This window comes from Pseudoalteromonas luteoviolacea S2607, assembly GCF_001625575.1.
Lineage (GTDB): Bacteria > Pseudomonadota > Gammaproteobacteria > Enterobacterales > Alteromonadaceae > Pseudoalteromonas > Pseudoalteromonas luteoviolacea_E.
Genome location: NZ_AUXV01000034.1, coordinates 257,264 through 265,599, shown reverse-complemented (window position 1 = coordinate 265,599; position 8,336 = coordinate 257,264). Strand labels below are relative to the sequence as shown.

At 43.2% G+C, this 8,336-nt stretch carries 5 protein-coding genes; all 5 read left to right on the top strand.

What is annotated here, in order from left to right:
* Positions 1 to 298: 298 nt before the first annotated feature.
* Positions 299 to 988: a DNA-3-methyladenine glycosylase I gene (locus tag N480_RS16210; RefSeq protein ID WP_063373496.1), complete on the top strand. Its 690-nt coding sequence runs from the start codon at positions 299 to 301 to the stop codon at positions 986 to 988.
* 3 nt (positions 989 to 991) lie between these two features.
* Positions 992 to 2,422, top strand: coding sequence for a protein adenylyltransferase SelO family protein (locus tag N480_RS16205; protein WP_063373495.1), 1,431 nt, complete (start codon positions 992 to 994; stop codon positions 2,420 to 2,422).
* Positions 2,423 to 2,437: 15 nt separating this feature from the next.
* Positions 2,438 to 4,216, top strand: a complete 1,779-nt coding sequence (locus N480_RS16200; RefSeq protein WP_063373494.1) for an ABC transporter ATP-binding protein — start codon at positions 2,438 to 2,440, stop codon at positions 4,214 to 4,216.
* Positions 4,217 to 4,321: 105 nt separating this feature from the next.
* A complete protein-coding gene (locus N480_RS16195; RefSeq protein WP_063373493.1) occupies positions 4,322 to 5,380 on the top strand; it encodes an OmpA family protein in 1,059 nt (352 codons plus the stop codon).
* 254 nt (positions 5,381 to 5,634) lie between these two features.
* Entirely contained in the window at positions 5,635 to 8,232 is a 2,598-nt protein-coding gene (gene acnB / locus N480_RS16190) for a bifunctional aconitate hydratase 2/2-methylisocitrate dehydratase (protein ID WP_063373508.1), read from the top strand.
* Positions 8,233 to 8,336: the final 104 nt, after the last annotated feature.

Below are 8,336 nucleotides of genomic sequence, written 5' to 3'. Positions count from 1 at the left end.
ACTCTTTCGGCATTATTTTTATTCGTTCATAATTGAAATGGTTGGGTCACGAATCCCTCATCAGTTATTAAAATAGCTTATTTCACCTTGCGCAAAAAGAGCGCACTCACTGCGTTCGCTATCGCTAACCTTTTACACCTATCTTGCGCAAAGGAAACGTACTCACTGCGTTCGCTGTCGTTAACCCTTTGCACGATATCAATGGCAATACCCCTACTACCATTATGTGTTCCATCGGGAATTTATATGAGACTATTGTACGTACAAGGTGTATTTACAAACAATCTTAGGGGGCTAAGTGAATCGGTTTAACGAAATATATGAGAGAGCATGTGAGCGTAAAGGTGGTGAAGCTAATTTACGTATTTTGTTAAATAAACCCCAGAATGAAGCGGTTTTGGCGAGTTATAGCGACGATGTTTGGTTAGAAGAGTTCACGCGGAAAATTTTCCAGTCCGGTTTTTATTGGTCTGTCGTTAATGCTAAATGGGATGGATTTAGAGAAGTATTTTGGGATTTCTCTATAGAAAAACTGCTTTATATGTCCCCCGATATGTATGAACAGAGATCGAAAGATGAACGCATCATTCGCAATTTCAAAAAAGTACAAAGTATTGCGATAAATTGCCATATGATTTATGAAATCCAGCAAGAGCATGGATCATTCAGTGAGTTAGTTGCGCGCTGGCCAAGTAGCAAAATCATTGATTTATGGCTTATGCTTAAAAAGAAAGGCAACCGGTTGGGGGGCAATACGGGACCATTTGCATTAAGGGCCTTGGGTAAAGACACATTTTTATTGACCAAAGATGTTGAAACTTACCTACGGGCTAATAAGCTGATCGATGGTGGTTTGCAAAGTTTAAAGTCATTAAAAGCCGCTCAAGCACACTTCAACGAGTTGCAAGAATCAAGCGGACTATCGATGGCTGCTATTAGCCAGATAATCGCATTTAGTGTTGGTGATAACGCAATTCAGAGTGTTTAAAGTATGTTTTATTCTCGTTATAAAGAATTAGGTGAAGAGTTCGCTGTTTTAGCAGAACCAAATATATTTACGCAGTCAGAGGTGCTATTAATTAACGAGCAGCTTAACGAATGCACTGGGCTCAAATGGCAATCTGAAGAAGTGTTGCAATACTTATCAGGACAAGCTTCTTTACCTGACTGTGAGAGTGTGAGTTTGGCTTACTCAGGGCATCAATTCGGTCATTTTAACCCATTACTGGGTGACGGGCGGGCTCACTTGATAGGCACATTTACTGGAACAGAAGGGGTTGAGTACGATATCCAATTAAAGGGTTCAGGCGCGACTTCCTTTTCTCGGGGGGGAGATGGTCTATGTGCGTTAGGGCCTGCCATTCGAGAGTTTATAATGAGCCAAGCTATGCTTAGCTTAGGTGTCCCAACGACCCATTGTTTAGCTGTGTTATCTACGGGGCAAACAGTATATCGACAAGGACATGTTCCAGGCGCTGTTGTGGCACGTATGGCACGTAATCATGTAAGAGTCGGTTCTTTTCAACTGTTGGCACTGAAGCAAGACAAGACGGCGATGAGTGAACTTCTTGAATTATGTATCCGTGACAGCTTTGAAGACATAACTTCGCAAGGCGAAGAGCGTGTTTATGCTTTTTTTAATCGAGTTTGCCAAGCGCAATGTTCGCTGATGCTGAAGTGGTTACAAGTTGGCTTTATACATGGTGTCATGAATACCGATAACACGCTGGTCAATGGCGAGACAATTGATTATGGCCCATGTGCGATGATGGAAGGTTTTTCTTTCTCTCGCGTTTTTAGTTCTATTGATTCACAAGGGCGATACGCGTTTGGTCAACAGCCAAATATAGCGAGTTGGAATTGTGCGCGATTAGCTGAGTCACTGCTTCTGCTCTGTGAAAGTGAAGAAGAGGCGATTGAGCGATTTTCAAAAAGCTTGGCCGATTTTTCCGAAGCGTTTAACCAAGGATATCGTCAATTATGGCAAGACAAACTTGGTCTACTGGACTGGAATGATGAAGATCAAAGTTTGATTAATGAATTGCTAGAGTTAATGACAACGCACAAACTAGATTATACAAATACATTTGCAGGGCTTACTGCCCACACAATGAATACACTGCGAGATCAATACCCATTGGCCAATGAACTAGGTAATTGGTTAAGTAAATGGTCAGCGCGCACAGAGCAATATTCTAAAGATATCATGATTAATACCATGAAAATGGTGAATCCGGCATTGATCCCCCGCAATGAGTTAGTCGAAGAAGTCATCGCCGATTTTTACCGTGACGGCAAAAGTGAGCAATTAAGGGATTGGCTTATCGCACTAAAATCACCTTATGATTATCGTAGTTTGCCACAAAAGTGGCTAACACCTCAGTCTGACACAACACATTATCAAACATTCTGTGGTACTTAATTTTTGAGAGAATATATGACAGGACCATTAACTTGGAAGGAAATACAAAGGCAGGTATTAGCGCATAGAAAGCCATTGATTCTGGCGCATATTATTGCACTGCTTGCCGCACTAGTCAGTGTGCCTATCCCTTTAATGATGCCACTGCTGGTCGATGAAGTGTTACTAGAAAAGCCGGGCATTGCTGTAGAGTTCATGAATCAGTTGTTGCCTTCTGATTGGCATGGTCCAACAGGGTATATCCTCGCAATATTAATTGCTGTAATGCTCATGCGTATAGGCGCGCTGTTGCTTGGGGTTGCCCAATCTAGGCAATTTACGATTATTGGTAAAGATGTATCACTACAGATTCGAGAGCGCCTACTAAATCACTTGTCTCGAGTGCAATTGAAAGAATTTGAGACACAGGGAGGGGCTGCTATTAGTTCTAGATGTGTCACCGATATTGAGACTTTGGATAGTTTTATTAGCCAAACCATGTCTCGATTCTTGATCGGACTATTAACTATTATTGGCACAGCAATTGTACTGCTTTGGATAGATCTAACTCTCGGTCTAATTATTCTTACACTTAATCCTGCTGTGATCTATTTCTCTCGACAATTTGGGAAGCAGGTTAAACATCTCACCAAAAAGAAAAACAGCGCTTTTGAGGCATTTCAGACGGCGCTGGTTGAGACATTAGATGCAATCGCGCAATTAAAAGCCATGCGTAGGGAGCATGGCTATTTCGAAAATGTCATGGGCGCAGCCAAAGATCTTCGATATTACTCAGTGCAATCTCAATGGAAAACTGATGCTGTAAATAGATTGAGCTTAACCGTATTCCTTCTGGGGTTTGAAGTCTTTCGGGCCATAGCAATGTTAATGGTGATATTTTCTGGAGTGACCGTAGGACAAATATTTGCTGTTTTTGGCTACCTCTGGTTTATGATGGGACCCGTGCAAGAGATTTTAAGTATCCAATACTCTTATTATAGTGCATCCGGTGCACTACAGCGTCTCAATCAAGTATTGGATTATGAAACTGAGCCTCATAGCCGACAATCAAAAATGCACGTATTTGAGGCCCCCCAAGTCGGTATTGAATTTGAAAATGTGAGTTTTTCCTACAACGATGGTCAGCAGATTCTAAGTAATGTCAGTATGTCTATTCCTGAGGGTAAAAAAGTTGCGTTAGTTGCTGTATCGGGTGGTGGAAAATCTACATTAGTTCAACTGCTATTGGGCTTATATCAGAAGTCGCAAGGCAATATTTTGGTTAATGGGGTGTCAGTTGATGACATCGGTTATAACCATATTCGAGAACATGTGGTGACCGTCTTACAGCAACCCATACTTTTTAACGCGACGATACGAGAAAACTTAAGCCTTGGCCGTGATTGCACAGACGAGCAGTTATGGCATGCGTTAGAAATTGCCGAGTTAGCGAGTAATGTGAAAGACATGGAAGGGCAGTTAGAAGCTGTGGTAGGTCGTAATGGGGTAAGGTTGTCAGGCGGTCAAAAACAACGCCTTGCAATTGCAAGAATGGTTGCTGCAAACCCTAAGGTGGTGATTTTAGACGAAGCGACTTCAGCATTAGATGTAGAGACTGAAGCACGCATACACAAGAACCTCAATCAGTTTTTACAGGGTCGAACTACGTTAATAATTGCACATCGCCTCAGTGCGATTCGACAAGCAGATATTATCTATGTACTAGATGATGGCAGGGTTACTCAATCTGGAGATCATAGGACTTTAGTAGAAGAAGATGGTTTGTATCAAGTATTATTCGGCCACCAAGGGTAGAAATATAATTAAAAATACTTATCTTGTGTTAAGTAATTATTAAGTCATCGACTACTATTATGTGGGCATCAAACTAGAAAAGTCTGAAATTTAGAGGGAATAAACATGAAACTTAAGATGCTAAGCATAGTTGTAGCGATGGCTACGGTATCTTCGTTGCAAGCGAGTGAAATTGAAGAAGGTGTTTACTTAGGCGTATTCGGTGATTACTACGATGCAAGCTGGGAAAACATTAGAGGTGTTGGCAATGGTGGTGTTGGCATCGATAACTCTACTGGCTGGGGTGCGGAGCTGGGCTACCGTTTCAACAAGTATTGGAGCGCGCGTATTGAGTATGCCGATCTAGACTTTGACCTTGAAGGCGCGGGAACTGGTTCTGTCGATGGCGATCGTCTGGGTATTGATGGTCTATACCATTTTGACGGTGGCCCATTCTATGCGCTAGCGGGTTTAAAATCTATTGACGTATTTGATAGCAATTTATTTGCCAATGCTGGTGTTGGTTACCGCCATCATTTCACAGAAAATTTTGCAGCTAACTTTGAAACTGCCATCTATCAGGGTCTCGAGCGAGGCTATACGGATGTAGGCGCCAAACTGGGCATTAATTACATGTTTGGAGGGTCTAAAAGTAGTCCTAAGAAAGTTGAGCCTGCGCCACAACCTGCGCCGCAGCCCGCTGTAGTTACAGCACCTAAAGACAGCGATAAAGATGGTGTTTTAGACAAGAATGACCGTTGTGCTAATACGCCTATGAGTGATGCGGTTGATTCAATGGGCTGTAGTCTATATGAAGACAAAGAAGTAACTGTTAGTTTGTTGGTTAGGTTCCCGAATAACAACTCACAAGTATCTCAGCAATACCTAAATGATATCAGTGCGGTTGTTGAATTCTTAAATGCGCACCCAGAAACAACTGTTGTGTTAGAAGGTCACACATCTAGCTTAGGTAAAGCCGATTACAACATGTGGCTTTCGAAAAAGCGTGCAGACTCTGTAGCTAAGCAGCTGATTGAACAGGGGATTAATGCTTCTCGCATTTCGACCGTGGGTTACGGTGAAGAGCGTTTATTGGATAGCCGTAATACGCAAGAAGCGCATACTGCTAATCGCCGAGTAGAGGCAAAAGTTATTTCAGTGGAGCGAGTTAAAGTTAAACGCTAATCTTCGATTGCAGGCCGAGCCCATAAAGTGGGCTCGGCAACAAATGCACAAATAATAATAACTGTTCGTAAACCTCTAAAATATCTATTGTTTGTATTCATACAGCTTATAGTGGATATTCTCTCCAATCCAACTTGCAAGATTTTCATCTAAAAATAAAGTCCTTATAATCAAATTGTCAGATTAAAAGATAAGCAGTTATAAATCTAAATACTAAAATGCTTATTAAAACACGTCACCAAGAGGATTTTATTGTGCTTCAAGAGTATCGTAACCATGTAGAAGAGCGCGCGGTTCAAGGAATAGTCCCCAAACCGCTAGACGCACAACAAACAGCGGAGTTAATTGAGCTTGTAAAGACGCCTCCAGCAGGAGAAGGAGAGTTTATATTAGATCTGTTGGTCAACAGGGTACCACCTGGAGTTGATGACGCAGCCTACGTCAAGGCTAGTTTCCTAGCTGCTGTTGCGAAAGGGGAGACCACTTCACCACTGATCTCGAAAGCGTATGCTGCAGAGTTGTTAGGCACTATGTTAGGTGGCTACAACATTGCACCTATGATCGAATTACTAGATGACGAACAGCTAGCACCCATTGTGGCGAAAGGGTTGTCGCACACACTCTTAATGTTTGATGCTTTTTATGACGTTGAAGAAAAGGCACACAATGGTAATCAGTTTGCGAGGCAGGTAATAACTTCTTGGGCAAATGCCGAATGGTTTACCGAAAAACCTGCAGTACCTGAAAAAATTTCAGTCACTGTATTTAAAGTAACTGGTGAAACCAATACTGATGACCTCTCTCCAGCACCTGATGCCTGGTCACGCCCTGATATTCCATTGCATGCCCTTGCGATGTTAAAAAACGAAAGAGACGGCATTAAGCCGGAAAAACACGGTGAGATTGGGCCAATATCTCAACTCGCATCTCTTAAAAAGCAAGGTCTGCCGCTTGCTTACGTAGGTGATGTTGTTGGTACTGGTTCATCGCGTAAATCCGCAACCAATTCGGTACTTTGGTTTATGGGAGATGACATTCCTTATGTGCCCAATAAGCGTGTTGGTGGTGTGTGCTTAGGTGGTAAAATAGCACCGATATTCTTTAATACAATGGAAGACTCTGGCGCTTTACCCATCGAATTACCAGTCGAGCAACTAGCGATGGGCGACCAAATAGACATTTATCCTTATGAAGGAGTGGTTAAACGCCATGGTACAGAAGAGGTGGTTTCTGAGTTTACCTTTAAGTCTGAAGTGATTTTGGATGAGGTACAGGCGGGCGGGCGCATCCCACTGATCATCGGTCGCGGGCTAACAGATAAAGCACGTGCCTCTTTAGGTCTGGAACAGGAGGCTATTTTCCGTAAGCCTATTCAAGCAAACGATACAGGGAAAGGCTTTACACTTGCGCAGAAGATGGTTGGTAAAGCGTGTGGAGTAGAAGGCGTGCGCCCTGGCCAGTATTGTGAGCCTAAGATGACGACGGTGGGCTCGCAAGATACAACCGGACCGATGACTCGTGATGAACTTAAAGATCTGGCATGTTTGGGCTTTTCGGCGGATTTGACCATGCAGTCATTCTGCCACACATCAGCTTATCCAAAGCCAATCGATGTTAATACCCATCACACACTCCCGGATTTTATGATGAATCGCGGTGGCGTATCTTTACGACCAGGAGATGGTGTTATCCACTCTTGGTTAAACCGAATGCTGTTGCCGGATACTGTAGGTACTGGTGGAGACTCACATACACGTTTTCCTCTAGGGATTTCATTTCCAGCTGGATCAGGCGCTGTTGCTTTTGCTGCGGCAACGGGGGTGATGCCGCTCGATATGCCTGAGTCCATTTTAGTTCGCTTTAAGGGGGATATGCAGCCGGGGATCACATTGCGAGATTTAGTACATGCAATCCCTTACTACGCCATTCAGCAGGGCCTTCTAACTGTTGAAAAGAAAGGCAAAGTAAATGAGTTTTCTGGCCGTATCTTAGAGATAGAAGGGGTTGAACATCTAACGGTAGAACAAGCGTTTGAGCTCTCAGATGCATCGGCAGAACGCTCGGCAGCAGGCTGTACCGTGAAGTTGTCACAGTCTTCAATAGAGGAATATTTAAACTCAAATATTGTGATGCTCAAGTGGATGATTTCTGAGGGGTATGGTGATGTACGGACAATAGAGCGTCGAATTTCTAAAATGGAGGCTTGGTTGGCAAATCCAGAATTGATGGAAGCCGACAAGAGTGCAGAATATGCTCATATCATTGATATTGATCTAAGTGAGATCAAGGAGCCCATCCTATGTGCACCAAACGACCCAGATGATGCTCGACTACTTTCAACGGTGCAGGGCGAAGCGATCAATGAAGTATTTATCGGCTCCTGTATGACTAATATTGGGCACTTTAGAGCTGCTGGTAAGCTGTTAGATGGGTTTAAAGGTCAATTACCCACGCGTATGTGGATAGCACCACCAACAAAAATGGATCGAGACCAATTAATCGATGAAGGATATTATGGTATTTATGGTCGCGTAGGTGCGCGTATTGAAACACCGGGGTGTTCGCTCTGTATGGGTAACCAAGCCCGTGTGGCAGATCGTGCCACGGTTGTGTCAACTTCGACACGAAACTTCCCTAATCGTCTCGGTACGGGCGCAAACGTGTTTTTAGCATCTGCTGAGCTTGCGGCAGTTGCTGCGATTACGGGGCGTCTGCCTTCACCAGATGAATATCAAGAGTATGCCACCAAGATCAATGCGACAGCGGCTGACACATACCGGTATCTGAATTTCCATCATATGCCTCAATATACAAAAAAGGCTGAAAGCGTCATTATTCAGCAAGCCGTCTAACGTGCTATAGAGTAAAGCCAGTCTTGTACTGGCTTTTTTATCCACATTAGCTGTTTTAGTTCAGTCTATTAATAAAGAAAACCACTATACATTATTCGCCTTGC

Excerpts from the sequence above, each read along its gene's own strand:
- N480_RS16205 (WP_063373495.1), top strand. The coding sequence starts at position 992 with ATGTTTTATTCTCGTTATAAAGAATTAGGTGAAGAGTTCGCTGTTTTA.
- N480_RS16200 (WP_063373494.1), top strand. The coding sequence starts at position 2,438 with ATGACAGGACCATTAACTTGGAAGGAAATACAAAGGCAGGTATTAGCG.
- N480_RS16195 (WP_063373493.1), top strand. The coding sequence starts at position 4,322 with ATGAAACTTAAGATGCTAAGCATAGTTGTAGCGATGGCTACGGTATCT.